Origin of the sequence: Rahnella sp. JUb53, from assembly GCF_004346065.1 — a bacterium.
Lineage (GTDB): Bacteria > Pseudomonadota > Gammaproteobacteria > Enterobacterales > Enterobacteriaceae > Rahnella > Rahnella variigena.
The window spans coordinates 30207-57170 of record NZ_SLYT01000001.1 but is presented as its reverse complement, the minus strand read 5'-3'; the positions used below and the strand labels follow the sequence as shown (position 1 = coordinate 57170).

General features: G+C 51.9%; 25 protein-coding genes and 1 pseudogene. 13 read left to right on the top strand and 13 right to left on the bottom strand.

Features of this window, described 5'->3' with window-relative positions:
- Window positions 1–294 precede the first annotated feature (294 nt).
- Window positions 295–1800 carry an MFS transporter gene (locus EC840_RS00275; RefSeq protein WP_129638429.1) on the top strand — a complete coding sequence of 502 codons (1506 nt, stop codon included), beginning with the start codon at window positions 295–297 and terminating at the stop codon, window positions 1798–1800.
- Between the two features lie 617 nt (window positions 1801–2417).
- Here the strand turns inward: EC840_RS00275 and EC840_RS00270 are convergent.
- Window positions 2418–3524, bottom strand: coding sequence for a suppressor of fused domain protein (locus EC840_RS00270; protein WP_113877865.1), 1107 nt, complete (start codon window positions 3522–3524; stop codon window positions 2418–2420).
- 141 nt (window positions 3525–3665) lie between these two features.
- Entirely contained in the window at window positions 3666–4562 is an 897-nt protein-coding gene (locus tag EC840_RS00265) for a LysR family transcriptional regulator (RefSeq protein WP_113877866.1), read from the bottom strand.
- 201 nt (window positions 4563–4763) lie between these two features.
- Here EC840_RS00265 and EC840_RS00260 point away from each other — a divergent pair, with 201 nt between their 5' ends.
- The 3 genes and pseudogenes from EC840_RS00260 to abgT all read left to right on the top strand — a co-directional run bounded on the left by EC840_RS00260 (window position 4764) and on the right by abgT (window position 9161).
- Window positions 4764–6080 (top strand): M20 family metallo-hydrolase, encoded by a 1317-nt coding sequence (locus tag EC840_RS00260; protein ID WP_112290831.1) that lies wholly within the window; start codon window positions 4764–4766, stop codon window positions 6078–6080.
- Window positions 6080–7534, top strand: a complete 1455-nt coding sequence (locus tag EC840_RS00255; RefSeq protein ID WP_132963737.1) for a M20 family metallopeptidase — start codon at window positions 6080–6082, stop codon at window positions 7532–7534. The genes EC840_RS00260 and EC840_RS00255 overlap by 1 nt, the downstream gene beginning before the upstream one ends.
- 104 nt (window positions 7535–7638) lie before the next feature.
- A pseudogene (abgT, locus tag EC840_RS00250) lies at window positions 7639–9161 on the top strand (p-aminobenzoyl-glutamate transporter).
- Between the two features lie 3 nt (window positions 9162–9164).
- On the opposite strand, the gene EC840_RS00245 reads toward abgT, so the two are convergent.
- Both EC840_RS00245 and EC840_RS00240 read right to left on the bottom strand, forming a co-directional pair.
- A complete protein-coding gene (locus EC840_RS00245; protein WP_129638426.1) occupies window positions 9165–10031 on the bottom strand; it encodes an oxygenase MpaB family protein in 867 nt (288 codons plus the stop codon).
- Between the two features lie 18 nt (window positions 10032–10049).
- On the bottom strand, window positions 10050–10709 hold the full coding sequence (locus EC840_RS00240) for a TetR/AcrR family transcriptional regulator (protein WP_113877871.1): 660 nt from the start codon (window positions 10707–10709) through the stop codon (window positions 10050–10052).
- A 200-nt stretch (window positions 10710–10909) separates the two neighbouring features.
- Between EC840_RS00240 and EC840_RS00235 the strand changes: the two genes are divergently transcribed.
- From EC840_RS00235 to EC840_RS00210, 6 genes are all read left to right on the top strand, one after another.
- Window positions 10910–11167: a hypothetical protein gene (locus tag EC840_RS00235; RefSeq protein WP_113877872.1), complete on the top strand. Its 258-nt coding sequence runs from the start codon at window positions 10910–10912 to the stop codon at window positions 11165–11167.
- A gap of 458 nt (window positions 11168–11625) precedes the next feature.
- Window positions 11626–11883 (top strand): YdgH/BhsA/McbA-like domain containing protein, encoded by a 258-nt coding sequence (locus EC840_RS00230; protein ID WP_112291372.1) that lies wholly within the window; start codon window positions 11626–11628, stop codon window positions 11881–11883.
- Between the two features lie 167 nt (window positions 11884–12050).
- Complete coding sequence (locus tag EC840_RS00225; protein ID WP_112291370.1) at window positions 12051–12308, top strand: YdgH/BhsA/McbA-like domain containing protein; 258 nt, start codon at window positions 12051–12053, stop codon at window positions 12306–12308.
- 147 nt (window positions 12309–12455) lie between these two features.
- Window positions 12456–12713 carry a DUF1471 domain-containing protein gene (locus EC840_RS00220; RefSeq protein ID WP_113877874.1) on the top strand — a complete coding sequence of 86 codons (258 nt, stop codon included), beginning with the start codon at window positions 12456–12458 and terminating at the stop codon, window positions 12711–12713.
- A gap of 204 nt (window positions 12714–12917) precedes the next feature.
- Window positions 12918–13271, top strand: coding sequence for a type II toxin-antitoxin system RelE/ParE family toxin (locus EC840_RS00215; RefSeq protein WP_132963736.1), 354 nt, complete (start codon window positions 12918–12920; stop codon window positions 13269–13271).
- Window positions 13255–13593 (top strand): XRE family transcriptional regulator, encoded by a 339-nt coding sequence (locus EC840_RS00210; protein WP_132963735.1) that lies wholly within the window; start codon window positions 13255–13257, stop codon window positions 13591–13593. The genes EC840_RS00215 and EC840_RS00210 overlap by 17 nt, the downstream gene beginning before the upstream one ends.
- Window positions 13594–13662: 69 nt before the next feature.
- Here the strand turns inward: EC840_RS00210 and ddlA are convergent, their stop codons facing one another.
- Together ddlA and EC840_RS00200 are read right to left on the bottom strand one after the other, a co-directional pair.
- Window positions 13663–14760 carry a D-alanine--D-alanine ligase gene (gene ddlA, locus EC840_RS00205; RefSeq protein WP_132963734.1) on the bottom strand — a complete coding sequence of 366 codons (1098 nt, stop codon included), beginning with the start codon at window positions 14758–14760 and terminating at the stop codon, window positions 13663–13665.
- Between the two features lie 72 nt (window positions 14761–14832).
- The gene (locus tag EC840_RS00200; protein WP_112291380.1) at window positions 14833–15162 is read right to left on the bottom strand and encodes a DHCW motif cupin fold protein; all 330 of its coding nucleotides are present in this window, start codon (window positions 15160–15162) and stop codon (window positions 14833–14835) included.
- A 338-nt stretch (window positions 15163–15500) separates the two neighbouring features.
- Between EC840_RS00200 and EC840_RS00195 the strand changes: the two genes are divergently transcribed.
- Complete coding sequence (locus EC840_RS00195; protein WP_132963733.1) at window positions 15501–16880, top strand: NAD-dependent succinate-semialdehyde dehydrogenase; 1380 nt, start codon at window positions 15501–15503, stop codon at window positions 16878–16880.
- A 148-nt stretch (window positions 16881–17028) separates the two neighbouring features.
- Window positions 17029–18150, top strand: coding sequence for a cupin domain-containing protein (locus tag EC840_RS00190; protein WP_132963732.1), 1122 nt, complete (start codon window positions 17029–17031; stop codon window positions 18148–18150).
- Window positions 18151–18235: 85 nt separating this feature from the next.
- On the opposite strand, the gene phnE (EC840_RS00185) is transcribed toward EC840_RS00190, so the two are convergent.
- The 4 genes from phnE (EC840_RS00185) to phnC all read right to left on the bottom strand — a co-directional run bounded on the left by phnE (EC840_RS00185) (window position 18236) and on the right by phnC (window position 22020).
- Window positions 18236–19159 (bottom strand): phosphonate ABC transporter, permease protein PhnE, encoded by a 924-nt coding sequence (gene phnE / locus EC840_RS00185; protein ID WP_112291360.1) that lies wholly within the window; start codon window positions 19157–19159, stop codon window positions 18236–18238.
- Window positions 19159–20022, bottom strand: coding sequence for a phosphonate ABC transporter, permease protein PhnE (gene phnE, locus EC840_RS00180; protein WP_132963731.1), 864 nt, complete (start codon window positions 20020–20022; stop codon window positions 19159–19161). The genes phnE (EC840_RS00185) and phnE (EC840_RS00180) overlap by 1 nt, the downstream gene beginning before the upstream one ends.
- A 160-nt stretch (window positions 20023–20182) precedes the next feature.
- Complete coding sequence (gene phnD / locus EC840_RS00175) at window positions 20183–21115, bottom strand: phosphonate ABC transporter substrate-binding protein (RefSeq protein WP_112291356.1); 933 nt, start codon at window positions 21113–21115, stop codon at window positions 20183–20185.
- Window positions 21116–21183: 68 nt separating this feature from the next.
- Window positions 21184–22020: a phosphonate ABC transporter ATP-binding protein gene (gene phnC / locus EC840_RS00170; protein ID WP_132963730.1), complete on the bottom strand. Its 837-nt coding sequence runs from the start codon at window positions 22018–22020 to the stop codon at window positions 21184–21186.
- A gap of 206 nt (window positions 22021–22226) precedes the next feature.
- Between phnC and dld the strand changes: the two genes are divergently transcribed.
- A complete protein-coding gene (gene dld, locus EC840_RS00165) occupies window positions 22227–23918 on the top strand; it encodes a D-lactate dehydrogenase (RefSeq protein ID WP_132963729.1) in 1692 nt (563 codons plus the stop codon).
- 139 nt (window positions 23919–24057) lie between these two features.
- Here dld and EC840_RS00160 read toward each other — a convergent pair whose 3' ends face one another.
- The 3 genes from EC840_RS00160 to EC840_RS00150 all read right to left on the bottom strand — a co-directional run bounded on the left by EC840_RS00160 (window position 24058) and on the right by EC840_RS00150 (window position 26962).
- Complete coding sequence (locus EC840_RS00160) at window positions 24058–24648, bottom strand: Yip1 family protein (protein WP_113877882.1); 591 nt, start codon at window positions 24646–24648, stop codon at window positions 24058–24060.
- Window positions 24649–24825: 177 nt separating this feature from the next.
- The gene (locus EC840_RS00155) at window positions 24826–25422 is read right to left on the bottom strand and encodes a hypothetical protein (protein WP_120160479.1); all 597 of its coding nucleotides are present in this window, start codon (window positions 25420–25422) and stop codon (window positions 24826–24828) included.
- Between the two features lie 229 nt (window positions 25423–25651).
- Complete coding sequence (locus EC840_RS00150) at window positions 25652–26962, bottom strand: cytochrome c (protein WP_132963728.1); 1311 nt, start codon at window positions 26960–26962, stop codon at window positions 25652–25654.
- Window positions 26963–26964 lie beyond the last annotated feature (2 nt).

The following is a 26964-nucleotide window of genomic DNA, read 5'->3' as shown; positions in this document are numbered from 1 at the left end:
GTGTATAAACAAGCTGCTAACAAGAATAGTCCAATTTCGCGCAGGGGAATGGAGGGTGAGCCATAAAAACAGGCGGCGGTAGCGGAGTAAAATACCGAAATGTTCGAAGCTTATCCGTGAAATCGCTCAAACAAGATTGCCTGTTCCCCCCGAAAAGAATGCTCACCTCTTCCTCTTAGATCACTTTGTTTTAACTTATAGCCATTTGTTTTCACTCAACGTCTAATCAGGACTTGTGACGGGCATCACCTCGCCTCTATGCTGGTTTTTTTGTCAAAAAGCGTAAACACAATAATGTCTGATTCAATTGCGGCCTCTCCCGCCGCCTCTTCAGGGGATTACAGCGCAGATCCTGCGTCTGACCAGCAGGTGGTGATTCGTTCCGCTGCCGATATTACTCAGTTAGTAAACCGCGGCGCGGCGAAAATCAGCGACGCGCGTATCGTGATTGCTATTGCGCTGGGCGGCGTTTTCCTCGACGCCTATGACCTCGGCGCGCTGGCCTTCGGGATGAAAGACATCACCCGCCAGTTTGGTCTGACGCCTTCCGGCGCGGGCTTTGTCGCATCGGCGATTACCTTCGGGGCGATTGTCGGCGCATTGTTCGGTGGCTATCTGACCGACAAAATCGGCCGTTACCGCGTGTTCATGGCTGACATGTTCTTCTTCGTGATTGCCGCGCTGGCCTGTGCCTTTGCGCCAAACGAATGGGTGCTCGGTGGCTCGCGCTTTGTGATGGGATTAGGCGTCGGCATCGATTTACCGGTGGCGATGGCGTTTCTGGCGGAGTTCTCAAAACTTCAGGGACGCGGCAATAAAGCCTCGCGCGTGGCGATGTGGTGCCCGACATGGTACGCGGCGATCAGCGTTTCCTATCTGCTGGTGCTGCTGCTTTATGCGGTGCTGCCAGCCACGCATACCGACTGGTTGTGGCGTCTGATCCTCGGTTTCGGCGCAGTGCCTGCAATTCTGATTATTGCTATCCGCCACCGTTACATGAATGAATCTCCGGTCTGGGCGGCGAATCAGGGCGACCTGCAAAGCGCGGCGGCGATCCTGAGAAAATCCTATAACATCAATGCGGTCGTTGCGGACGATGCGGACAAAACCCCGCAGGTGAAAGTACGCAAAGCCGCATGGCGCAACTACGGCACGCTGTTGCAGGGGATTTATCTGCGCCGCACCGTGCTGGCGACGGTCACCGCCGTTGCCTCATCATTTGCCTATAACGCCGTGGCGTTCGGTCTGCCGGTGATTTTATCCAGCTTCCTGCAACAGTCGATGATCAGCACTATTCTGTTCTCACTCGGCCTGAACCTGTGTTTCGCCTTCGTCGGCGGCCTGATTGCGGTACGGTATGTGTCGAAATTTGGCGCATGGAAAATGACTTACGCCGGATACGCCTGCCAGCTGGTGGCAATGATCGGCCTGGCCGTCGTTGGCCGTCCGGCAGACGGCGGTGAAGCGGCGATTTCCATCGCCATGCTGGCGTTATTCCTGTTCGGTCAGGGCTTCGGGCCTGGTTCACACACCATGACGTTTGCTTCACTGAGCTACCCGACGTCGCTGCGCGGCATGGGTGTCGGTTTCAACCAGACGCTGATGCGCGCCAGTTCCACCCTTTCCCTGTTCCTGTTCCCGGTACTTTCCGCTGCGCTCGGCACCGGCGTGTTCTGGGTGATCGCGTTAGCGCCACTGGCGGGACTGATCGTGCTGACAGCGGTACGGTGGGAACCGTCGGGATATGATGTTGATGCTGAGGATTTTCAGCAGGAAATTAAACCGGGGGCAGCGGTTTAATCGCTGCTAACGTCAAAGCCTTGGGTTGCCCCCCAAACTGGCCTTAAGGTCAAGACCGTGGGCGTCGGCCCACACCGACTTGGGGGGCGGCATATCGCCGCCACCCCCCAAGACCCCCCGGGCTCTTTCACTGCGCGCTACCGCAGGCACGACGGACATATTTCCCGGCAATAGTGAGTGGCGTAAAATGTCATCGCTTCGCGATTCCCTCATTTCAGGTGTCGAGCCTTGGGTCTCGAACCATTCATTCGGTGCCATTTTGAGCACGCCAATCAATTTTTCTAAAAGATAAACCCATTCGATTTTTGAATTTAAGACCGTGTTTTGAATTTAAGACCGTGCGGGCGATTCAGAAAGCTTGCTGAGTGAGAGGTTGCAGACCAGAGGCTGCAATCCCGTAACGAAGGCACCGCGAAGCGGGAAGATTTCCAGCCTGTCACTGCGATACCTGAAACATAGCCAGCGAGCGAAGCGCGCATTTTAAGACGCGGAGATTCCAAAGAGGGCTCGTCATAGCCCTCTTTGGTCGGTTTCGGCACGAGTAGCCAAATGAGCGCAGGTATTGAGAAACCGAAATTTTCTCGTTCTGAAGAAACCGCCCGATGTCCGGTCTGACATCAAATCACCGCGCTTCTCGGCGCAAACACAAACCCGATATCGTTCTCGATCATCGCGGCCACCAGTTCAAATCCACCGTTTGGCTTAGCCTGGGCGAACTCCAGTTCGCTGGTAAACACCGGGCTGACCCAAAACTGATTCACCGGATCGCCGTAAATCTTCGGCAAACGCATTTTGTCGGCAGGGCCGCAGAGTGCGGAGGAAATCACGTGGCCTTCGAAACCGAGCGGTGCCATGGGTGACATCAGCGTGTGACCTTCGCCGAGCCAGCTCAGTGTGGTCCAGGGAACCTGCGCGTAGCCGGATAATGCACTCGCCATCTGCACGGCGTTTTCTTCGGTGACGTATTCTTTGCCAACTGAAAAAGCCAGCTCGATGCGGCGGTGCTTTTCCGCTTCATCGTTGAAAACAATGTCGATTTGCGGCATCGGGCGGATGCTCATGCCGACGGTGAAGAAGTAATAGTTTTCTTCGTCTTCATGCTGGGAAATCGCCATCGGCGGCCAGTTGCCCTGATTGATCAGATAATATTTCAGCGACGGGCCAAAGCGGTCTTCGTAGGATTCCAGCAGTTTACGCTGGATTTTTGGCCACGGATTAGTGAACTCATTTTGCCAGTCACGCCAGAAAAGACGGGTCTTTTCCGCCAGTTCACATTGTGTGTTGGTCGAGGCAGAACCCAGCGGGAAAGTCAGCGGATTCTGTTTAATGCAGCCGGCGGAATAACACACCGAATGATCGATATACAAACTCCAGCCGGGGATCACCGCCAGCAACAATCCCTGATACCACAACGCCGCGCCGTCATCGCTTTCATTCCACAGGATCTGAATTTGTGCCGGATCCAGCGGCGCTTCGCCTTCCAGATTCCGGCAATATTGCGCCGCCAGCATCGGGGCCATCCCCTGCTCCATCGCGTCCGTGTCATCGTTTACTGGCGCGGGCACCAGATTGCGTACCCAACAGGCACGCATTTTCGGAAAACGGTCGCGCAAATCTTCACGCGCAAAAATGTAGAAATACACCACGCGGTTATCCTGCTCGACCAGCGCGGTCAGGGTTTGTTTGTCGTTACTGACTTCAGCAACTATGTCGGACTGGCGCATATGACCTCAACATTATCAGGAAGCTTATTATTCCCTGTGATGGTCAGTGTAGAACGGATAAGCCAGCCCGATAACGGGCAATATTCCCAAAAATCCCCGATAAATCATTAAAACAGGCGCTTTCTTGTCAAAATATCGGCATCAGCGGCAATACATGCGGAACAGTTGTGCCAGATGCGCGGCCATTGGCGTCAGCGTGGTATCACGCCGCTGAATGAGATAGAACGTTGCTTTCGGCAGCGGCAGATCCAAATCTAGCGCCACCAGACTCTGGCCGATCACCGGATCGTTAATCACATCAACGGACAGTACGCTGAGAAAGTCTGTTTTCGCAATCAGGCTGGTGCACGACATGAAGGTTTCGCAAATCACGCTGATATTCGGCTCCGCATCCATTTCACTGAATACTTCGCTGAGCAATTTGTAATAGCTGCCGCGCGGCGTCGGCATGGTCCAGTCGCAATGCCGCAACTCCTGCATCGACCGGGCGTTTTGCATCGGATGACCGCGTCTTGCCACCACGCGGTACTCTTTATCCATAAGCTTTTCATATAACAGTTCGTTATCAAAGGGGCCCTGATAATAGGTATTCACCGTGAAATCCAGCTCGCCCTGACGCAGTTCGGGGATCATCGATACCAGTTGTCCTTCAGCGATCCGCACCTTCACATCGGGGAATTCGCGGTGAAAACGGTCCACGACTTCCGGCATGATAGTACGCGCGATACTGGCACCCACACCGAGATTCACCCTGCCGCTGGTCCCGCCGAGGCGCTGAGAAATATCTTCCTGTGCGACACGTAGCTCTTCCAGAATCAGGCTTGCGCGCTTAAAGAACGCCTCACCACAGTCAGTTAACGTCACGCCCTGACGACGGCGGATAAACAGCCGCGCGCCTAATCCTTCCTCAAGTTCTTTAATCGATTTGGTCAGCGCAGGCTGTGACAAATTCATCGTCCGGCTGGCGGCACGAATACTGCCCTGACGCGCAACCGACACAAACGCCCGTAACTGATGCATTTTAATTTGTGATGGCATGAGATTCTTTGATAACCCCTGATTATCACTAAGAAGATTTTGGCATCTTATATGCCCTGATTGCTTTATGTACATTGAAAATCATCTAAGGCCGCCTTTCGTCGCTTTCTGCACGCTGGCCTGCACTTCCCAAAGCTTTGATTTCCTCCTTTCTGCCGCTGCGCGGAAAGCCTGCATGTCTGTACAAAAAGAGAGTCCGTGATGGTTAATGAGATTTCTGAACGTGTAGAAAAGCTGTTCCCTTCCCTGCAAACGCAACGTCGTGACCTGCATAAATACGCAGAATCCGGCTGGCTTGAATTTCGCACCTCCACGCTGGTGGCGGAACGTCTGGAAAAGCTCGGCTATACATTGAAACTCGGTAAAGAAGTGATAGACGCTGATTCGCGTATGGGTTTGCCTTCTGACGCCGTGCTGGCTCAACAGGAGCAACGTGCGCTGGAACAGGGCGCGATTGCCCGCTGGATGCCGCATTTCTCCGGCGGTTTTACCGGTATTGTCGCCACGCTGGAAACCGGCCGCCCCGGTCCGGTGATGGGGTTTCGGGTGGATATGGACGCGCTGGATTTAAACGAAGTGCTGGAAGACCAGCACCGTCCGTTCCGCGAAGGATTTGCTTCTGCCAATAACGGCATGATGCACGCCTGCGGGCACGACGGTCATACGACCATTGGTCTCGGACTGGCGGAAGTGCTGATGCAGGTTCGCGACCAGCTGTGCGGCACCCTCAAACTGATTTTCCAGCCTGCCGAAGAAGGTACACGTGGCGCGAAATCGATGGTCGAGGCGGGCGTGGTGGACGATGTGGATTATTTCACCGCCGTGCATATCGGCACCGGCGTACCCGCGAATCACATCGTCTGCGGTAACGATACGTTTATGGCCACCACCAAACTCGACGTGCGTTTCACCGGCGTCGCTTCTCATGCGGGCGGCAAGCCGGAAGACGGTCGCAACGCCCTCCTCGCAGCGGCTCAGGCTACGCTCGGTTTACACGCGATCCCGCGTCACAGCGGCGGTGATTCACGCATCAATGTCGGCGTTTTACAGGCCGGTACCGGGCGCAATGTGGTGCCTTCCAGCGCCACGATGAAAGTGGAAACGCGTGGCACCACCAATGAAGTGAACGAATTTATTTACCAGCAGGCGCTGAAAGTGATTTCCGGCGCAGCCGAAATGCATCAGGTGAAATTCGACATCACCCTGATGGGCGCGGCGCAAAGCAGCACGCCAACGCCAGCCTGGGTGAATTACATCCACCGGCAGGCGGAAAAACTCGGCGAATTCGAACAGATCATAGACCGTCAGGAAGGCGCGGCCGGTTCGGAAGATGCCACGTACATGATGGAACGCGTGAAATCCCGCGGCGGCGAAGCCTCTTATGTGATTTTCGGTACCGACCTTAGCGCAGGCCATCACAATGAACTGTTTGATTTCGATGAAAAAGTGATGATGCAGGGCATCAAAACGCTGGCAGCACTGGCGCTGAATATCACTGAATTCAAAGGAGATAACTGATGGCTGATCAACAAAATATTGTCAATTTTATCAATGACTTTATCGATAACCAGCAGCCCGCGCTGGCAGAAATCAGCGATGCCATCTGGGACCATCCTGAAACCCGCTTTGTCGAATCTTTCTCTTCTGCATTACTGGCCGACAAACTCGACGCCAGCGGATTTACTGTTGAGCGCGGCGTCGGTGGCATGGAAACGGCGTTTGTCGCCAGCTTCGGCAGCGGCAAACCGGTGATCGCCCTGCTCGGCGAATTCGATGCGCTGGCCGGTTTAAGCCAGAAAGCCGGTTGCGATGTGGCTCAGCCATTGATTGAAAACGGCAACGGCCACGGTTGCGGCCATAATCTGCTGGGGACGGCGGCACTCGGCGGGGTGCTGGCAGTGAAAGCCTGGATGGAACGTGAAAACATTCAGGGCACGGTGCGTTTTTACGGCTGTCCGGGCGAAGAAGGCGGATCCGGCAAAACCTTTATGGCGCGCGAAGGGTTGTTCGATGACGTCGATGCCGCGCTGACCTGGCATCCGGAAACCTACAGCGGCATGTTCAGCAACCAGACGCTGGCCAATATTCAGGCGTCGTTCAGCTTTAAAGGCGTGTCCTCACACGCCGCCGCCGCGCCACATCTGGGCCGCAGCGCGCTGGATGCCCTGACGCTGATGAATACCGGCGCGAACTTCCTCCGTGAGCACATCATTCAGGAAGCGCGCCTGCATTACGCGATCACCAACGCGGGCGGAATTTCGCCAAACGTGGTGCAGGCAGACGCCGAAGTGCTGTATCTGGTACGCGCGCCGCAAATGGATCAGGCGCAGGCGATTTTCGACCGCGTAGTGGATATTGCCAAAGGTGCGGCGCTGATGACCGGCACAAAAATGTCGATGCGCTTTGATAAAGCCTGTTCCAACTACGTGCCTAACCGCACGCTGGAAAGCGCCATGTATCAGTACGTTCAGGCTTTCGGCACACCGCATCACACCGACGAAGAGCGGGCGTTTGCGGCGTCGATTCATGCCACGCTGACGGAACAGGATATTGATAATAATCTGCTGAATATCTCCCGCACCAGCGGCGCAGAAGGCATCGGATTCGCCGAAACCCTGCGCCATTCCCCGCTGACAGACTCTGTTGCTCCGTATGCCCCGAACGGCAATATCCTCTACGGTTCGACGGACGTCGGTGATGTCAGCTGGCTGGTGCCCACGGCGCAATGCTTCAGCCCGTGTTTTGCGGTCGGATCCCCGCTGCATACCTGGCAGATTGTGTCGCAGGGGCGTACCTCCATCGCCCATAAAGGCATGTGTCTGGCGGCAAAAGTCATGTCCTCAACCGCAATTGAACTGTTCACTCAGCCGGATTTACTGGCGGCCTGTCAGAAAGAGAGCGATGTACAACGCGCACGACGCCCGTATCAGTGCCCGATCCCGGCTGGAGTGAAACCTTCGCCATTGAAATAAATCACTGGTGTCAGTTAATGAAATAAACCGCTCATTCGCGCCCCGTTCCGGCACGGATGAGCGGCATAAATATAAAAAAGACAAACACGACAGAGGGTTAACAGATGAGTATTCAGGCGCAAGACTCCGGACAGAGCCCTGGAGGATTTCTCCAGTGGGTGGAACGTATCGGTAATAAAATTCCCAACCCGTTTTTATTATTTGTTTATCTGATTGCTTTGCTGATGGTCGCCAGTGCGGTGATTTCATGGTTCAACATTACAGCCGTGAACCCGACGAACGGTGAGATTATCCGCGTTAAAAATTTGCTGAGCGTGGAAGGTATTCAGTGGATTTTGCCGAACGTCATCAAAAATTTAGCGGATTTACCCCGCTGGGGTCGATTCTGGCGCTGGTGATTGGTGCAGGACTGGCGGAACGAGTCGGGCTGTTGCAAAGCCTGATGTACAAAATGGCATCTAAAGTGAATGCCCGGTACGCCAGTTATATGGTGATTTTTATCGCCTTCTTCAGCCATATTTCCTCGGACGCCGCACTGGTGGTCATGCCGCCGTTGGGCGCACTGATTTTTCTGGCCGTCGGGCGTCATCCGGTCGCCGGCTTGCTGGCGGCGATTGCCGGTGTTGGCTGCGGATTCACCGCCAATCTGCTGATTGTGACTACCGATGTGTTGTTATCCGGGCTGAGCACCGAAGCGGCGAAAGCCATTAATCCGGCGGTTCAGGTCAGCGTGATCGACAACTGGTACTTTATGGCCGCGTCGGTAATTCTGCTGACCATTGTCGGCGCTATCCTCACCGATAAATTCGTGGAACCGCGCCTGCCGGTGTATCAGGGCGCACGCAATGAAGAGATGAAAAAGCTGACACCGGAGCAGAACCGCGGGCTGATGGCCAGTGGTATTGCGGCACTGGTGTTCATCGGACTGGTGGCATTGCTGGTAGTGCCGGAAGCCGCACCGCTGCGTAACCCGAAAACCGGCGGCATTATTCCCTCGCCGTTTATTCAGGGCATCGTGCCGCTGATTATTTTGTTCTTCTTCGTTATTTCAGTGCCTTACGGCATGGTGACGAGGCAAATCCGCAGCGCCAGCGACGTACCGGACTTGCTGGTTGACCCGATGAAATCGATGGCTGGTTTTATTGTGATGGTATTCCCGCTCTCCCAGTTTGTGGCGTTTTTCAACTGGAGCAATATGGGGAAATTCATGGCAATCGGGCTGACGGATGTGCTGGAAAACTTAGGTATGACCGGTATTCCGGCGTTCCTCGGGCTGATTTTTCTGTCGGCATTGCTGTGTATGTTTATCGCCAGCGGCTCAGCCATCTGGTCGATTCTGGCTCCGATCTTTGTGCCGATGTTTATGCTGCTTGGCTTCCATCCGGCCTTCGCACAGATTGTATTCCGTGTGGCGGATTCTTCGGTTATCCCGCTCGCGCCGATGTCGCCGTTCGTGCCGCTGTTCCTCGGATTCCTTCAGCGGTACAACAAAGAGGCGAAGCTTGGCACCTACTATTCGCTGGTGCTACCGTATCCGATTGTATTTTTTGTGGTGTGGTTGCTGATGCTGGTGGGCTGGTATTTGCTCGGTTTGCCGATTGGTCCGGGCGTTTATCCGCATCTTTAACCGTCAGTTCAGACGTCCCATCCGGCGCATGGCGCGGTGCCATGAGCCGTTTCTCACCGCCCAACGCAATACGCCAGCGATGCGACGGGTGGCAAAACGAATGCTTCTGCGTTTAGACGGGGAAAGGGAAATCCCCAGTTGTGTGGCGGCCCACTCGGGTAAAAGCTCGATACCCGCCTGAATCATCAGGCTGCCGACAGGTTTTGCAAGACGGCTTGGCGCGGGCGCATTCTGCAACAATCTCACCACTTCCAGCGTACGCTCATCGCAGCGTAACTGCGGGCGCATCGCCTGCAAATACTCGTCTACCGCCGCCACACTGTCCGGCACGTTTACAGCACCCAGACTTTCTGCCACGCGGGCAAATTCCTGATAATAGCGGTTCTGATCGCTCAGACTGAGCGCAGGATTTCGATAACGCAGATGCGATTGCAGGAAGCTGTACGCCTCGGCTACGTGCACCCAGACCAGTAAATCCGGATCGCTGGCAGCATAAGGCGTGCCGTAAGCATCGGTTCCGGTGACGCGTAAATGGATGGATTTTACCTTTTCGATCAACGCATTGGCGTCTCGAACAGGCGCAAAGGTAGTAGCGGAAATAAACTGACTGGTACGCCGCAGACGGCCAAGCATGTCTTCACGAAAAGAGGAGTGATCCCAGACACCAGCGAGCGCCAGCGGATGAAGCATTTGCAGCAGCAAGGCACTGACGCCACCACAAAGCATCGAGGAGAAGTCTCCGTGAATTCGCCAGGTGATGCTTTCCGGGCCAAAAAGCCCCGGATCACCTGCCGGTTTCTCGAAGTCTATACCGCCCAACGCCAGGCCCGAAATACTCAGCACCTGGCGTTCTATTCTCTTTCTTAACAATTGTCTAAAACTCGGCGTTTAGTGTGCGGCTTTACTGGCAACCGTGGCTTTCGTCAGCTCCGGCCACAGATTCATGACCACGTCGATCAGGCGGTTAAGTTCAGCGGAACTTGCGCCGTCACGTGCCTGAACGGAGAAGCCCTGAATGGTGCAGGCGAGATATTTCGCCAGCAGCGCGCTGTCCGTTACCGCCGTCAGATCACCGCTCTCTTTCTTCTTCTCGAAGTATTCAAACAAAGTGCGTTCCTGCGAGAGGTGGCGCGCACGCAGCATTTCGGCAATGTCCGCAGAAGATGAAGACATCCCGGATGATGCGCTGATCATGAAACAGCCGCTTGGCGTGTCGCAGTCGGTAAACAGCTCAACGATGGCGCGCAGGTAGCGCCCGACCGTATCTTCGACGGACAAATCTGTTCTGCTCAATAAACATGAGCTCTTTTCGTAAAAGTTTTTCAGATAGTGTTCAACGGCTGCGCGAAAGAGCCCTTCTTTGTTTCCGAATTCGGCATACAAAGTCGGTGCCTTCGCACCGGTTGCTTCGACCAAATCAGCTAATGAAGTGGCCTCGTAACCATGGCGCCAGAATAAATTCAGAGCCTTGCTCAGAGCAGTTCCACGGTCGAACTGTTTTGGGCGACCGCGACTTTTCCGGACCAAAGCCGTCTGTTCAGTGCTCATACACCCTCCTTCCATCACCATTGTGATTATGGTTATTAAAATAGTTATAGAAATAACTTAACGATCATTATTAAAAATAGTTGCACACAAGTCCAGCGGAGTTTATTATTTAATTATCGAGCGATAAGAAAATCACTCAAACCCGCAAAGTTGCACAGCTATAGACGCTTTAACAAGCAACAAACCCAGGACGTAACATCATGAGTAACTTCAAAATCCTTCTTGCAGTTCTGGCATTAACCGCTGTACCGGTTGCCAATGTTGCCGCACAGCAGGTTATCATGATGCCAGCACTGAGTCAGGAAGTGAGAATGGTCAATGTGACCGGTGACAGTAACTTCTGTAACCCGGCTACCTGCGCGAACAAAAAAGTCGCACAGGGTCGAATTTCCACTTCTCCGACTCAGCCACCTGCACCTTCGGCCTCTGGTCATCAGCCCGCTTCTGTTTACTACTAGCTTTTTAACTACAAGCTTTTGTTTACACCCAAGCGTGGCGCCTGATGACAGAGAGTCAGGGCAGGAATAACGGTAAGGCGGCTCAGGTCGCCTTATCTTTTTCGTAACCGCCCCCTGTTTTATCACCCTCTCCGGTCAGAGCCAACCATTAACTTAGCGATCATTAAAGATTCATTTAGCGAAATTATGGATATGGCTGTCTCATTCCTTTCCGGCGATCTAGTTTAAAAACATAAATTTAACAAAACAAAAACAACAGCCTTTCCGAGCGTGATCTGAGTCACAGCACAATTAGTTAACGCTCATTAAAAAAACATCTTGCACAAATCCGCTACACCCCTTACCATTTACTTATCGAACGTTAACTAATAGATAACGTTGACCTGAAACTGACGCGCCCTATTCCTTATTAATGATTAGGGCACTGCCGAAAAAATTAACGAACAGGAATCACCATCATGAAAACTATCACAATGACCCTCGCCGCTCTGACACTGGCTACCGCTTCTTTCTCCACACTTGCAGCGACTGAAGTTCAGTCTGCACCAGCGGGTGAACAAACTATCGGCACTGTCAGTGCCTCTTCAAACGGTGACCTGAGTACGCTGCAGTCAAAACTGAATGCGAAAGCCACTGAAGCTGGTGCAAGCTCTTACCGCATCATCGGTGCTTCCGGTGAAAACCACATGTACGGTACTGCTGAGCTGTACAAATAAGAGATGAAGATGCGTAAGCAGATTGTTCCGCACAATTAGTTAACGATTAATAAATAAATGAGTTGCACAGAATGTGATCCAGGTCTAAGATTTAATTATCGAACGTTAATTAACAACGTCTGACCGAATCATCACCTGCTGATAAACAGATTAAAAGGAAGACCATCATGAAAAATATCACAATGACATTAGCTGCAATCGCCCTTGCTACCGCTTCTTTCACCACCCTGGCAGCGACTGAAGTTCAGTCTGCACCGGCTGGTCAACAATCAATCGGTGTAGTAAGTGCTTCTTCAAGCAATGATTTATCCAGCCTGCAGAACAAACTGAATGCAAAAGCTAACGAAGCTGGCGCAAGTTCATACCGCATCATCGGTGCTTCTGGTGACAATCATCTGCACGGTACTGCTGAGCTGTACAAATAAGTAAGAAGCTTTGCGTTAAGGGTAACCGACATTTAGTTAACGATTAATAAGCTAGATGTTAGATCGGACAGAAGACAGCTTTGCCCATTAAATGAACGTTGATGACAACGCCTGGCAAAGCGCAATAAACGAATTGAGGAAACCATCATGAAAAACATTACTATGACTCTCGCCGCTATCGCACTGGCAACCGCTTCATTCTCCACCCTGGCAGCGACTGAAGTTCAGTCAGCTCCGGCCGGTCAGCAGGCAATTGGTGTTGTCAGCGCAACGTCAGGTAACAGCCTGAGCAGCCTGCAGGACAAACTGAGCGCCAAAGCCAGCGAAGCAGGCGCAAGTTCTTACCGTATCATCGGTGCTTCAGGTGACAACCACCTGTACGGTACAGCTGAACTGTATAAATAAGCACAGCGGTATACTTTAAAGCAGTAAGCAGAAGAGGCGGCATTTGCCGCCTTTTTCGTGCCTGCGATTCACCAAAACCACATTTGTTATGGCGCATCACGCAAAACATATATCCACTTTCTTGCTCACAGCCCCTGCCGTCATATAAAGGTGTTGGCGTGAGGCATATTTAGGTATAAAATTTTATACACAAGGAAAGTGACGGTGACTAAAAAAATCGACTGGAGGGGAAGTTCACTCAAAGATTTGCGCAATTTTCCTGTTGATGTCAAAAAGCGGGCGGGCTATGAACTTGAGCAGATCCAGCAAGGCCTGCCTCCGACACAATGGAAGTCCGTCAATGACTGGGGAGCCGGCGTGGTTGAAATCAAAATTGATGCTTTTGCCGGCACATTTAGGGATGTTTATATCGCAAAATTTGAAGATGCAATTTACATCCTTCATTGCTTTGCGAAAAAGACTCAGCAAACCAGTCTGACCGATATTGCCATCATAAAAACACGGTACGCTGAGATCGTCAGAGAGCGCCAAAGGAGAGAAAATGAAAGAAGATATTGATGTTGCCTCGCGCCATATCACACTAGCTGGCGGGAATGTCTTTGCTGATTTAGGATTTAGCGAAAATGAAGCGCACTCTTTACATGCGGATTCGCAAGCTAAAATCGCACAGACCATTGCCCTGAAAGAACAACTGATGACTGAAATTGGCAACTGGATAGCACTGCAAAATATGCGTCAAGGTGATGCAGCTAAAGTGCTCCAGGTTTCACGCCCGCGGGTTTCCGACGTAGTGAACAAGAAAACGGATAAATTTACTCTGGATGCCCTGATTCTGATGCTGAGTCTGGCCGGAAAACAGGTGAAGCTGGTGGTGGAATAAACATTTCCAAAAAATACAAAAGGCAGGGATCTCTCCCTGCCTTCTTCATCTTTCCCTTAAACCAGGCGGTCAGTTAGCCGAGCTTTTCAACTGGTTGTCCTGCTGATGTTGCTCCAGTGCCAGTTCAATCAGGCGGGTGATCAAATCGCTGTAACCTAAGCCGCTGGCCGCCCAGAGTTTTGGATACATGCTGATATTGGTAAACCCTGGCAGCGTATTGATTTCATTAATGATGACCTCGCCTTGCTCCGTCAGGAATACGTCCACGCGCGCCATGCCGCGACATTCCAGCACCTGAAACGCCTGTAAAGCGATGGCGCGGATGCGGTCATGCGTTTCCGGTGGCAAATCTGCCGGAACAGCAATGGAAGCGCCGGATTCGTTGATGTATTTGGTATCGTAGGAATAAAACTCATCGTGCAGGATAACTTCTCCGCAGACGCTTGCCTGCGGATTATCATTGCCGAGCACCGCGCATTCGATTTCGCGGCCTTTAATGGCGGATTCGACCAGCACTTTATGGTCGAAACTGAACGCTTCATCCAGCGCGCGCTGATATCCCGCTTCATCGCTGACTTTGCTGACGCCGACGGATGAGCCCTGATTGGCAGGCTTGATAAACAGCGGCAGGCCGAGTTGTTGAGAGACTGCGGCAAAGGTATGTTTCTGGCGATTAGCGCGGGTCAGGCAGACAAACGGGGCGACGGATAAACCAGCATCGCGCAACAAGCGCTTGGTGACGTCTTTATCCATGCTCACGGCTGAACCTAATACGCCCGAACCGACGAAGGCGATATTTGCCATACGCAGCAATCCCTGCAACGAACCATCTTCGCCCAGTGTGCCGTGGACAATCGGGAAAATCACATCGACTTGTGAAAGCGCGCTGGCGCTGTGCGTTTCGATTAACTGATTTTCCGTTTGCCCCGGGATCAGCGCAACCTGATTATTCGAGCGGTTCAGGGCAATCAGCGAAGGGTTCTCAGCATTGATCAGGTAATTGCTGGCATCATTGATATGCCATTCGCCCTTCTTATCAATGCCGAGTAATGTTACATCAAAACGTTGCTTATCAATCGCATCTACAATATTTTTTGCCGACTGCAATGACACTTCGTGCTCTGCCGATTTACCACCAAAAATGATACCAACCCGTAATTTACTCACCTGCTGCTCCTTGTCGTCCGCCTCAGCAGACGGCGAATTTTCTATAAACAAACGTGCTCAAAACAGCCTTGCCTAATCAACAACAAACAGTTTCGCGCCTACCGGCGTGGAGGAACGGTGCGCTTCGGCATCGTCCGCTACCTGATAACTCATGCCCGGCGACAGCGTAAATTTACGACCATCTTCCAGACGGGTATGAAGCTCTCCTTCCAGACAAAACAGTACGTGGCCTTTACTGCACCAGTGATCTGCCTCATAACCTGCCGAATATTCAACAATACGCACCCGGATATCGCCAAATTTTTGCGTACGCCACAGCGCCATGCCGGTATCGCCCGGATGTTGTGTCGGCGTTACGTCGCTCCAGTCAGTCGTGCAAAACGGAATCGCATCAAGCTTCATGAGTTTCTCAATGTCGGGAATTTGAAGGAAAGCCAGCATAAAAGTGAGCGGTAAATTTATCAATCGCTTGCTGAAAACAATTCATTAACAGCCCGCCGCAAAGTTACGTAAAGCCGATTGTTCTTAGAGACAGGCTACAGCCCGCGTATGCCGGGGCCTTTGAAAATAGGGGCTGAGCACGCGAAACGGTTGTGTTGCATGAGGTGTCTGTGGGACAGAGGTCACGTTTTTTCGTCTATGCTTAATGTTCTGTTGAGAAAGAACGCAGTAAGGCGGACGCACCTCAATTCCAACGTGCCGTTGTTTTCGACGACACGCCACAAAACAAGGAGCAACACATGCCATATCAAACGATAAATCCGTTCAATAACAAACTCATCAAAGAATATCAGACCCATAATGACAAACAGGTTGAGGAAGCGCTGTCCACGGCACATGCCCTGTATAAATCTGACTGGGCGCAAGGCGATATTAAGCAACGCGTTAAAGTGCTGCATAAACTTTCAGAACTGATGGCTTCACGTGTCGATGAGCTGGCAGAAGTGGTCAGTACGGAGATGGGGAAACTCATCGGTCAGAGCCGTGGCGAAGTGCAGATTTGCGCCGATATTGCGAAATTCTATGCTGAAAAAGCGGAGGAATTTCTCAAACCTGTGCCGTATAAATCCGATCTCGGTGAAGCCTGGGTGGAGCACCATCCGATTGGTGTGATCATGGCCGTTGAGCCGTGGAACTTCCCGTTCTATCAGCTGATGCGCGTGCTGGCACCAAACCTGGCTTCCGGTAACAGCGTAATCGTCAAACACGCCAGTATCGTTCCTCATTGTGCAGAAACCTTTGAGAAACTGGTTGCCGAAGCAGGTGCGCCAAAAGGTGCCTATACCAATCTGTTTATTTCACAGGATCAGGTGGCCTCCATTATCGATGACGACCGTGTTCAGGGCGTTGCGCTGACAGGTTCGGAAAAAGCAGGTGCCATCGTGGCTGCACGCGCCGCCGGTAAGCTGAAGAAATCGACTCTGGAGCTGGGCGGTAACGACGTGTTTGCCGTACTTGATGATGCCGATATCGATAAAGCTGCCAAAGCAGGTGCTCAGGCACGCGTATCGAATGCCGGTCAGGTCTGTACCGCCGCCAAGCGTTTCATTATTCACGAGAAAGTCGCCGATGAATTCCTGAAAAAGTTCACCGAACACTTTAAAGCGTTGAAAATGGGTGACCCGCTGGATAAATCCACCACGCTGGGGCCGTTGTCTTCTGCCGATGCGGTGAAAACTCTGAGCAAACAGGTAGATGACGCCGTGAAGCACGGTGCGAAACTCCACTTTGGCGGCAAGAAAGTCAGTGATAATCCGGGGAATTTCTTTGAGCCGACCATACTGACGCACATTACACGTGATAATCCGGCGTACTTCGAAGAGTTCTTTGGCCCGGTCGCGCAGGTGTACGTGGTCAAAAATGATGAAGAGCTGGTGAAACTCGCCAACGACTCTCATTACGGCCTTGGCGGTTCAGTGTTTACCACAGATATGAACCGCGCCCGTAAGCTGGCTAGTCAGATTGAAACCGGAATGGTGTACGTCAACTCACCGACAGATACCGCCGCCGAACTGCCTTTCGGCGGTGTGAAACGCTCCGGTTTTGGTCGCGAATTGTCTGATTTAGGTATCAAAGAGTTTGTGAACCAGAAACTGGTGGTGCTGGCCGCTAAGTCCTGATGCTTTTTCTCCCCCTGCGAAGGGGGATTTTTCCTCTCTCCGCACTTCTCGTTTCTCCCTCATTTACCAAGCCTTGACCCACGACAAAGCGCGCTCAAGCACAGCCTCTCTATAATCAGGCTCGTTTGTCTTCCCACTGGTAAATCACATGGCTTATGAACTCAATCTGGACTGGCCGGAATTTTTAGAAAAATACTGGCAAAAACGACCTGTTGTTATTAAAAAAGCGTTCTCTAATTTTGTCGATCCGATCTCCCCTGATGAGTTAGCCGGTTTAGCGATGGAGCCGGAAGTGGACAGCCGTCTGGTGAGCCATAAAAATGGGGAATGGCAGGCAAGCAACGGGCCTTTCGAACATTTTGACGGGTTGGGTGAAACCGGCTGGTCATTACTGGCGCAGGCCGTGAATCACTGGCATCTGCCCGCCGCTGAACTGGTGAAACCTTTCCGCGTATTGCCGGACTGGCGTTTAGATGACCTGATGATTTCCTATTCCGTGCCCGGCGGCGGTGTCGGCCCGCATATCGACCAGTACGACGTCTTTATCATTCAGGGTATGGGCAGCCGTCGCTGGCGTGTAGGCGATGCGTTGCCGATGCGTCAGTTCTGTCCGCATCCGGCGTTACTGCATGTCGATCCCTTCACGCCAATCATTGATGAAGATCTCGAACCTGGCGATATTCTGTACATTCCGCCGGGCTTCCCGCATGACGGTTTCACCCATGAAACCGCTCTCAACTATTCCGTCGGTTTCCGCGGTCCTAACTCGCGCGATTTCATCAGCAGCTTTGCTGACTATGCGCTGGAAAACGATCTGGGCGGCAATCATTACAGCGATCCGGATTTGACGCTGCGTGAACACGTCGGGAAAGTGGAAGAGTATGAGCTGGAACGTGTGCGCCAGATGATGGTTGAAATGCTCAGTCAGCCGGAAGATTTCAAACAGTGGTTTGGCCGTTTCGCCACCACGCCGCGCCACGAGCTGGATATCGCCCCGGCGGAGCCACCTTATGAAGCGCAGGAAATTGTGGATGCGCTGATGCAGGGCGATAGCCTGACCCGTTTAAGCGGGCTGCGCATACTGAATGTCGATGAACGTTTCTTTGTGAACAGCGAACCACTGGAAACTGCTCAGCATGAAGCCGCCGATGCGCTGTGCCGGTTCACTCTGATCAGTCAGAACGAGCTGGGCAATGCGTTGCAGGATCCTGAATTTGTTGTCCTGTTAACGGATCTGGTGAATCAGGGTTACTGGTATTTCGACGAGTAATCCTTCGCTAATAAATAAGAGAGCAAAAGGCGGCCTCCCTGCGGATGCCGCCTTTTTAATGCGTTTTGTTTGCCGGGATAATAAATTAAGGACGGTAAAGCTCTACCGGCGGCTTCATTTTTCGCTCTTCCGGCTCAAACAAATCAATCTCTTCACCGTGAATATATTTGGCGCGCAACATGGCGGAGATCTTATCCATAGTCATGACAATGGCGACCAGAATCAATGTGATAAACATCACCACATCCCAGTTCCATAAACGCATATTTTCCGCATACACCAGACCGATCCCACCCGCGCCGACAAAACCGAGAACCGCTGCAGAACGGGTATTAGATTCAATCTGATACAGCGACAGCGCGAGGAATGTCGGGAAAGATTGGGTGAAAATGCCGAAACGGTGCGTTTGCAACGGTGAAGCTCCCAATGCCCGTAAACCACGGCTCGGCGAGCGTTCCACGGCTTCGTGTCCTTCGGCGTACAGTTTGCCGAGTAAGCCTAAATCCTGCATCACAATCGCCAGCACGCCGGCCAGTGGCCCCATGCCGACAGCTCGGACAAAAATAAGTCCCCAGATCGCCATATCCAACCCGCGCAGCACATCCAGAAGTCGGCGAATAATCATGGAAACCGGTCTGAGTAGCGGCGTAGACATTACATTGCGCGCCGCCAGAAAGGACAGTGGCAGAGCAAGGAAAGACGCAGTGATTGTGCCCGCAAAAACGATCGCCAGCGTGATCGCAATCTGCGTGAAATAATACTTAAAAGGCCATTCGGAAACGTTATGCCAGACGAACATGCGCAGGAAATATCGTCCGACTTCACGGGTGCCGCGCACCACTTCGCTCCACGGAATACCGAAATAACTGAAGAAATAGACGTAGTACAACGCAATGACGACAGCCAGTATCGCGAGGTAACGCAGATAGCGGCGCTGTGCGGCAAACAAATGTCCGTGCTGCTGCTTCAGGCTGCTGACAACATGAGGTTCAAGCGCATCAGTTAACATCAGAAAGTGCCCTCCACGACGCGTTTGCGCAATTTACCGGATAGAAAATCCATCGCCGACACCACCAGAATGATCAGCAGTAAGGTCATACTGACCTGGTCATAACGGTCCAGTTTGATTGACGTCATCAGTTCTTGCCCGATGCCCCCCGCCCCGACTAAACCGAGGATTGTAGACTGACGGAAGTTGATTTCGAGGCGCATAAAACTGTACGACAGAAAGATAGGTTTAACCTGCGGCCACATAGCAAAGCGCATACGCTGCAAGCGTCCCGCTCCGCAGGCTCGCAGACCGCGCACCGGTTTGTCCGATGCGGTTTCAATGGATTCGTAGAAGAGTTTGGTCAGACTGCCGACGGTGTGTAAAGTCAGCGCGATAAAGCCCGGAATAGCGCCGACGCCAAAGGCCATGACGCACATCACCGCCCACGCCAGCTCCGGCATGGTACGCAGGAAAGCCACAAAAGTGCGGATACTGAATTTCACCCATTTTGGCGAATCCGTATTACCCGCGGCGAGAAACGCCAGAATAACCGCCAGCGCGGTCGATAATATCGTCGAGGATAACGCCAGCTGAATAGTTTCCCAGATCAGTGGCAACTGAATATTAAGACGATACCCCCAATACGCCAGTGAACCTTCTGTATGACCGTCAGCAAATAACAATGACCAGTGTAATACCGGCACCGTCTGACCAATATAATCAAACAAGCTCGGCGCGGAGACAATAATCGTTTTTAAATTAAGTTCGGAAACATTGCCTGACCACAGATATAACAACAGCATCAGCCCTGACCAGATCAGCGCCTCACGCTTTTGTTTTCCCCGGATCTGCTGGTAATAACGATTGAAGTCTTTGTTCAAAATAATATTTCCGATTTGCGATAATCATTATTCCTCCCCCTGCGAAGGGGGAGGTCAGGAGGGGGTATTAAAAAAACAATAATGGTAAAAGCTTTCGCTTCCTGAGTTGCCATTAATACCCCACCCCAACCCTCCCCTTCGCAGGGGAGAGAGTTACGGGTTAGCGACCGCCTTTAGTCAGCTCACGCTTCATATCAATAATCTGCTGATATTCAGCCAGGGACGTTTCGCCGATATGTTGTTTACCGCCGACGGCTTTCACGAAGCAGGCGTGGTCTTCTTTATCCAGTTTCTTGATGGCAGAAACCAGTTTAGCCTTGAACGCCGGTGGCAGATCGCTTCGCACTAAGATCGGGCCGTTAGGGATCAGCGGAGATTCCCAGATAATACGGATTTTCTTCATCAGATCCGGATGGTCCATGCGGATCATGCGGTTGAATGCGCCGGAGGTATAACCGGTTTCACGGTCGCCAATCATCGATGCCCAGGTCACTGCGCCTTCAAACTGACCGTTAAGCACGCCAAGAATATCCTGCTCATGGCCGCCGGAGAAGGTGACACTGGAGAAGAAGTTGTTGTACTTGTTGTCTGTCGTGCCACCAAATTCTTTCTTGAAAGTCTGGTTCGGGATCAGATAGCCGGACGTGGAATCCGGGTCCGCGAAGCCGAATGATTTACCTTTCAGGTCAGACAATTTCTGGTACGGACTATCGGCTTTCACCACAACCACCGAGTGATAACCCCGGGATTTATCGGTATCGTCGATAACAATACCGACCAGATCTACGGCTTTCGGGTTATTAATATAAACTGAGGCGAAAGACGATGGCGACATGCTTAATACCATGTCTACTTTCTTACCTAATAATCCCTGAATAACACCTGAGTAATCAGAGGAATTACGCAGTTTGGTATCCACGTTTAATTCTTTATCGAAGAAATCTTTTACACACTGATTATCACCGATTTGCTGAGTCGCATTCTGGCCGCCCAGAATACCCAAATTCAATTCTTTAGGCGCATCTTCTGCCATGCTGTGCATCGCGGTAAAAGAACCTGCTACGAAAACTGCCAGACGTAATAACTTCTTCATGTAATGATGACCTTGTGTAGATTGAGAGAAAGTAGAAATAAGTACTGCAAAATAAATAACGTTGTTGTTTAACTGTTTATGGCTTCGTGTTCTTCACCGTATAACTGTTGCAAAATACCGTCAGTTAACTGATCCGGATGACCGTCGAAAATAATTTGCCCTTTGGCGATACCAATAACGCGGGTGCAATAATCTTTCACCAGCTCGACCGAGTGCAGGTTGACCATCACGGCAATATTTTCTTCACTGACTTTTTTCAACGCATTCATGATGCGCAGCGTATTTTTCGGATCCAGCGACGCAACAGGCTCATCGGCCAGCAGAATTTTCGGGTTCTGCATCAGGGCACGGCAAATCGCCACACGTTGCATCTGACCACCGGAGAGATTTTCAGCGCGCTGCAACGCATGCGGCAGCATATGCAGCCACTCGAGCAGAGAAATCGCGCGGGCACGGTCTTCGTCGTCAAACTGGTTAAAGAAAGATTTGAATGTTGAGGTATGGCTCAGACGGCCCAGCAACACGTTAGTCAGCACATCCAGGCGAGGAACCAGACAAAAATCCTGGAAAATCATCCCGCAACCCGAGCGCCAGCGACGCAACGCTTTACCGGTCAGCCCGGCCAGTTGCTGTTGTTCACCATTTTCGTAATGACACACTACGCTACCATCGGTAAGCGTAATGGTACCGTTGAGTACGTGTAACAGAGTGGATTTACCTGCGCCGGACCGGCCAATCACCGCCACGAACTCACCCGCGTGCAGATCAAAATTGATGTCATTCAGGACGCGCTGACCTGATTTATAAGATTTCACCAGGCCTTTCACGTCCAGAACTTTGTTCAAATGCTGTGGCCCGGCCTGAGGGTATTCAGCCTGTGCCAGCTTAAGTTGAGCTTGCGCCATGATGCTGTCTCTCGGTTGCTTTCATAATCTGGCGTTCATTAAGCGCGAGTTATATGACACATCAATGACGATTTAATGGACAGCACATGACAAAAATGCAACAGATTAAGTGAAATTACCTAACGGATATCCCGAATGGGGTTTAACTTAATAAGTATCATTTAAGTCTATGATTAGATGGCAACGCATTTAAAAAGGAAGATGAAATGGATAATCAGTCACTCATCGCCACGCTCAAAGAGATTGCTGGCAGCCGTCATGTTCTGACCGGAGACAGCAACACTGAGCGCTACCGCAAAGGATTTCGTTCAGGTGGCGGCAAAGCGCTGGCCGTGGTATTTCCGCAAACGCTGCTGCAACAATGGCAGTTGCTTAAAGCCTGTATCGCCGCCGATAAGATTGTCATTATGCAGGCCGCTAATACCGGGCTGACCGAAGGCTCAACGCCCAGCGGTGATGATTATGACCGCGATATCGTCATTTTCAGTACCCTCAAACTTGATCAAATTCAGTTGCTCGACGGCGGTCATCAGGTGATTGGCTTCCCCGGCAGCACCCTTTATAAGCTGGAAAAAATCCTCAAACCTTATAACCGTGAACCGCATTCGGTAATTGGCTCGTCGTGCATCGGTGCATCGGTGGTCGGTGGGATTTGCAACAACTCAGGTGGATCGCTGGTGAAACGCGGTCCGGCCTATACCGAAATGGCGCTTTATGCGCAGATCGACGCACAGGGTGAATTACGCCTGATTAACCATTTGGGTATTAATCTTGGCGAAACGCCGGAAGAAATACTGACGCGTCTGGAAAAAGCTGATTATCTGGAAAGTGACATACTGCACGATCAGCGTCTGGCATCTGACCATGATTATGCTGCGCGGGTGCGTGAAGTGGACGCTGATACGCCTTCACGTTTTAACGCCGATGAGCGGCGGCTGTTTGAAGCCTCAGGTTGTGCAGGAAAACTGGCCGTGTTCGCCGTACGTCTGGATACTTTCCCGGCTGAAACGCAACAGCAGGTATTTTATATCGGCACCAATGACACGGCAGTGCTGACCGAATTACGTCGTCAGATCCTGCGTGATTTTGCGAACCTGCCGGTGGCCGGTGAATACATGCATCGCGATATTTTCGATATCACCGAAGTCTACGGCAAAGACACATTCATGATGATCGATAAGCTTGGCACCGACAAAATGCCGGACATGTTTACCGCGAAAGGGAAATTCGATGCGCATGCCAGTAAAGTCCCTTTCCTACCGAAAAACTTCAGCGACCGCGTAATGCAATGCCTGAGCAAAGCCCTGCCGAATCACCTTCCACCTCGCATGAAGCAGTACCGTGACCGGTTTGAACATCACTTACTGCTAAAAATGTCCGGCCCTGGAATTGATGAGGCACGTACATTTCTGACGCGTTTCTTCAGTGATGGTCAGGGTGATTTCTTTATCTGCTCGGCTGACGAAGGCAAAAAAGCTTTCCTGCACCGTTTCGCCGCTGCAGGTGCTGCGGTGCGTTATCACGCGGTACATGAAAAAGAAGTGGAGGATATTCTGGCGCTGGATATTGCACTGCGCCGTAATGACCGCGACTGGTTCGAAACATTGCCGGAAGATATCGACAATCAGCTGGTGGCAAAACTGTATTACGGCCATTTCATGTGCCACGTTTTCCATCAGGATTACATCGTCAAAAAAGGCGCGAACAGCAAGGCACTGAAACACCGGATGCTTGAATTGCTCGACACTAAAGGCGCGGAATATCCGGCAGAGCATAACGTCGGACATCTGTATCTGGCAAAACCGCATCTGAAAGAGTTCTACCGGCAGGCCGACCCGACCAACAGCTTCAATCCGGGGATCGGAAAAACCAGTAAGATGAAAAACTGGCAGGAATAATGTCCTTCAAAAGGCAAATGGCGTAGTCGGCGCAGGCAGTTTGTTCCCGGACAGCGCGGAGGCTCCGCAGCGTACATAAAGTACGTGAGGAAGCCGAGCACTGCCCGGGGGCAAAATGGCAAGTAAGATAGCCATTACGTTAAAATAACTGTGTTCCGTAACCCCACATAATCACCGTCAGAGCCAGAAGTAACTCTAATACCAGAACGCCCATTGCCAGCGTTGAACTGGAGAACAGGAACCCTTCGCGACGGTCGATATTCAGGAAGTTAGGAATGCCGAGATACAACAGATATCCGCTATAACACAGCCCGATGATGCCGACGAACAGGCATAACCAGACCATCGGATAAAGCGCAACAAGACCACTCAGGAACATCGGCGTGGCAACATAACCGGCAAACACGATACAGCTGTTGAGTGTCGGGCGGCTGTCATAACGACGTGCCATCCAGTAGATTATGCGCCCCATGAGTGCGACAGCGGCGAGCATCAGAACATAGAAGATAACGGCGATATACGACGCGGTGAACATGGAAACCATCAGCGTCTGACCGTCACCGAAATTCCAGCCCAACTGTGTTGTACCGATAAACGAACAGACAACCGGGATCAACGCCATCAAAAGAACATGGTGGGAATACACATGTGAAACGGTTTCCCGCTCACGCTGGATTTGCTGCAGTTCGGGACCAGGATGGGATAACAGTCCCCAGACATGATTTGCCATGAAACACCCCCTTGTACGCCGAAAGCCGCCAGCGGCGTGCAGTGATAGACCTTCGGAAATGCCCGTCACACAAGGGCACAAGGAAGGTGGCGACCTGTCTATATTATAGACGTTATTGCCAGTTTTGCTGCTGCGCTCAACTTATCGTAATCAGCGTTTGACCGCAGCAGGCCCCTCTTAATGGATAAAGCGAGCGGCTGTAAAAGTTGCACCTACCAGTACCAGCATCATGCTAATAATCCAGCGTGTCTGTTGGATCATAAGGTCATAAAACATCTTCTGCATGGCGCTTAATGAGGCTTCAATCTTTACAAAGCGCGCATCCACCTGTTCAAACCGTTTGTCGATTTGTTCAAACCGTTTATCGACTTGTTCAAACCGTTTGTCGATATGCACCAGTCGATCGTCAATCCTAAGAAGATGCCCGTCGATGCGGGAGATGTTCTGTTCAGTTTTTCCTACACGCACACCGATATCTGTTACCGCTTCAGTGAGCGTGACCATCTGATACTCCAGTTTGCCGACCCGCAGATTAGTGTCGGTGACCACTTCCGTCAGCTGAGTGACCTGTTGTTCCACCTTCCCTACACGAAGATTTAGTCCGGCAATTTCCTCACCGTTTTTGATCCCTTGTTTTTCGATATTATTGATCTGATTTTGCATGAGCTTTTCCATGAGCAATTTTCCTTTGTATTCTTCCGGCCAGGCAGAGGCACCGGGAAAGTAGAGCATCGGATTGACGGGCGAGATATCCATTGTGCTGAGCTGAAACATGACTGTTGTCCCTCACATGAGCTGATGAGCTTTCCCTGTTTAGAAACTCTTAATCTGGGGGAATTTTGCGCTGTATAAATAACCATATCAAATCAATTTACTTCTCGTTTCACATGCCACTGCTTATGTATCTATGCTTCGAAATCTTACATTTAGATGATGAATAAAAACCAACAAAAAGAGCCTCTTACGAGGCTCCTTAAACTTTATTACTTACGTTAGCTTGCGTTTACTGCTGTTCTGGATTACGCAATGCGGCAGCACCCTGCTGAGATTTACGCGCTTTTGCTACGTCGTCTTTGCTGACCGCCGGCGCCTGATTTCCCCATGCGTTACGGATATACGTACTGACATCCGCCATCTGCTGATCGGTCAGTTTCCAGCCGAACTCAGGCATGTCCGCGCTGGTCGGATTGCTTGCCGTTGCCGCCCCCTGCCCGCCGTTCATCAGCACGTGCAGAATGTTGGTCGGCCGGGTGGCCTGAACGCCGTTATTACCCTTCAGGGCAGGGATCATGTTGCGTACCCCTTCACCGGAATTCTGATGGCATGCCGCGCAGTTATCGGCGTAGAGTTCTTTGCCGTTGGCCATCGCGGAATTAGCGGCTAAAGGCGCGGAATTATCTTTGCTGCCCGGCAAGCTTTTCAGGTAAACCGCGATGGCATGCAGATCTGAATCCGACAAATGCTGCAGCGAATTCGTGACCGCTTCCGCCATCGGACCGGCAGCCACGGTACGCGAGTTAGCCCCTGTTTTCACGTACTGCACCACTTCGTCATTGCTCCAGTCGCCAATGCCCTGACGGGTATTGCCGGTGATTTCCGGCGCGAACCAGCCCTGCAATTCTCCGCCCTGCAGATGCACGCCAAAGTTATCACCGCCCAGAGGATTTTTTGCAGTATGGCACGATGTACAGTGCCCCAGCCCTTCCACCAGATACGCGCCGCGATTCCATTCTGCCGACTGCGACGGATCGGCTTTGAACGGTGCCGTATCCAGGAACAACAGGTTCCAGCCGAACATCATCAGACGGATGTTATACGGGAACGGCAAATCCGTTTTCGGGCCGTCATAATGCACGGCAGGCACGGTATTCAGATACGCTTTGATGTCTTTCAGGTCCTGATCGCTGACCTTGGCGTAAACGTTGTAAGGCATCGCCGGATACAGATTCTCACCGTTGATCCCTTTGCCGTTGCGCACCGCATTAATGAACTGCTGATCGGTCCATCCGCCAATGCCCGTTTCTTTATCAGGCGTAATGTTAGTGGCGTAAATCGTGCCGAACGGCGTGTTCAGCCCGTAGCCGCCCGCAAAAGGTTTACCGCCGCCGGGCGCGGTATGACAGGCCACACAGTCCCCTGCCAGTGCCAGATATTTGCCGCGTTCAATGGCTGTTTTGCCGGTCATGGCTGCCGCAGCCGGAGCCTGAAAATCACCTGACTGGCTGGCGTTGTGCCAGGTTTTAAAACCGACAAAACCCAGCCCGCCGATGACAACCACGCCCGCGATAATTGCTAATGTCTTTTTCACGCTCATGC

Coding starts and splice junctions, on each gene's coding strand:
- EC840_RS00275 (WP_129638429.1), top strand. CDS start 295: ATGTCTGATTCAATTGCGGCCTCTCCCGCCGCCTCTTCAGGGGATTAC.
- EC840_RS00270 (WP_113877865.1), bottom strand. CDS start 3,524: ATGCGCCAGTCCGACATAGTTGCTGAAGTCAGTAACGACAAACAAACC.
- EC840_RS00265 (WP_113877866.1), bottom strand. CDS start 4,562: ATGCCATCACAAATTAAAATGCATCAGTTACGGGCGTTTGTGTCGGTT.
- EC840_RS00260 (WP_112290831.1), top strand. CDS start 4,764: ATGGTTAATGAGATTTCTGAACGTGTAGAAAAGCTGTTCCCTTCCCTG.
- EC840_RS00255 (WP_132963737.1), top strand. CDS start 6,080: ATGGCTGATCAACAAAATATTGTCAATTTTATCAATGACTTTATCGAT.
- EC840_RS00240 (WP_113877871.1), bottom strand. CDS start 10,709: ATGAGCACTGAACAGACGGCTTTGGTCCGGAAAAGTCGCGGTCGCCCA.
- EC840_RS00235 (WP_113877872.1), top strand. CDS start 10,910: ATGAGTAACTTCAAAATCCTTCTTGCAGTTCTGGCATTAACCGCTGTA.
- EC840_RS00230 (WP_112291372.1), top strand. CDS start 11,626: ATGAAAACTATCACAATGACCCTCGCCGCTCTGACACTGGCTACCGCT.
- EC840_RS00225 (WP_112291370.1), top strand. CDS start 12,051: ATGAAAAATATCACAATGACATTAGCTGCAATCGCCCTTGCTACCGCT.
- EC840_RS00220 (WP_113877874.1), top strand. CDS start 12,456: ATGAAAAACATTACTATGACTCTCGCCGCTATCGCACTGGCAACCGCT.
- EC840_RS00210 (WP_132963735.1), top strand. CDS start 13,255: ATGAAAGAAGATATTGATGTTGCCTCGCGCCATATCACACTAGCTGGC.
- EC840_RS00200 (WP_112291380.1), bottom strand. CDS start 15,162: ATGAAGCTTGATGCGATTCCGTTTTGCACGACTGACTGGAGCGACGTA.
- EC840_RS00195 (WP_132963733.1), top strand. CDS start 15,501: ATGCCATATCAAACGATAAATCCGTTCAATAACAAACTCATCAAAGAA.
- EC840_RS00190 (WP_132963732.1), top strand. CDS start 17,029: ATGGCTTATGAACTCAATCTGGACTGGCCGGAATTTTTAGAAAAATAC.
- phnE (WP_112291360.1), bottom strand. CDS start 19,159: ATGTTAACTGATGCGCTTGAACCTCATGTTGTCAGCAGCCTGAAGCAG.
- phnD (WP_112291356.1), bottom strand. CDS start 21,115: ATGAAGAAGTTATTACGTCTGGCAGTTTTCGTAGCAGGTTCTTTTACC.
- phnC (WP_132963730.1), bottom strand. CDS start 22,020: ATGGCGCAAGCTCAACTTAAGCTGGCACAGGCTGAATACCCTCAGGCC.
- dld (WP_132963729.1), top strand. CDS start 22,227: ATGGATAATCAGTCACTCATCGCCACGCTCAAAGAGATTGCTGGCAGC.
- EC840_RS00160 (WP_113877882.1), bottom strand. CDS start 24,648: ATGGCAAATCATGTCTGGGGACTGTTATCCCATCCTGGTCCCGAACTG.
- EC840_RS00155 (WP_120160479.1), bottom strand. CDS start 25,422: ATGTTTCAGCTCAGCACAATGGATATCTCGCCCGTCAATCCGATGCTC.
- EC840_RS00150 (WP_132963728.1), bottom strand. CDS start 26,962: ATGAGCGTGAAAAAGACATTAGCAATTATCGCGGGCGTGGTTGTCATC.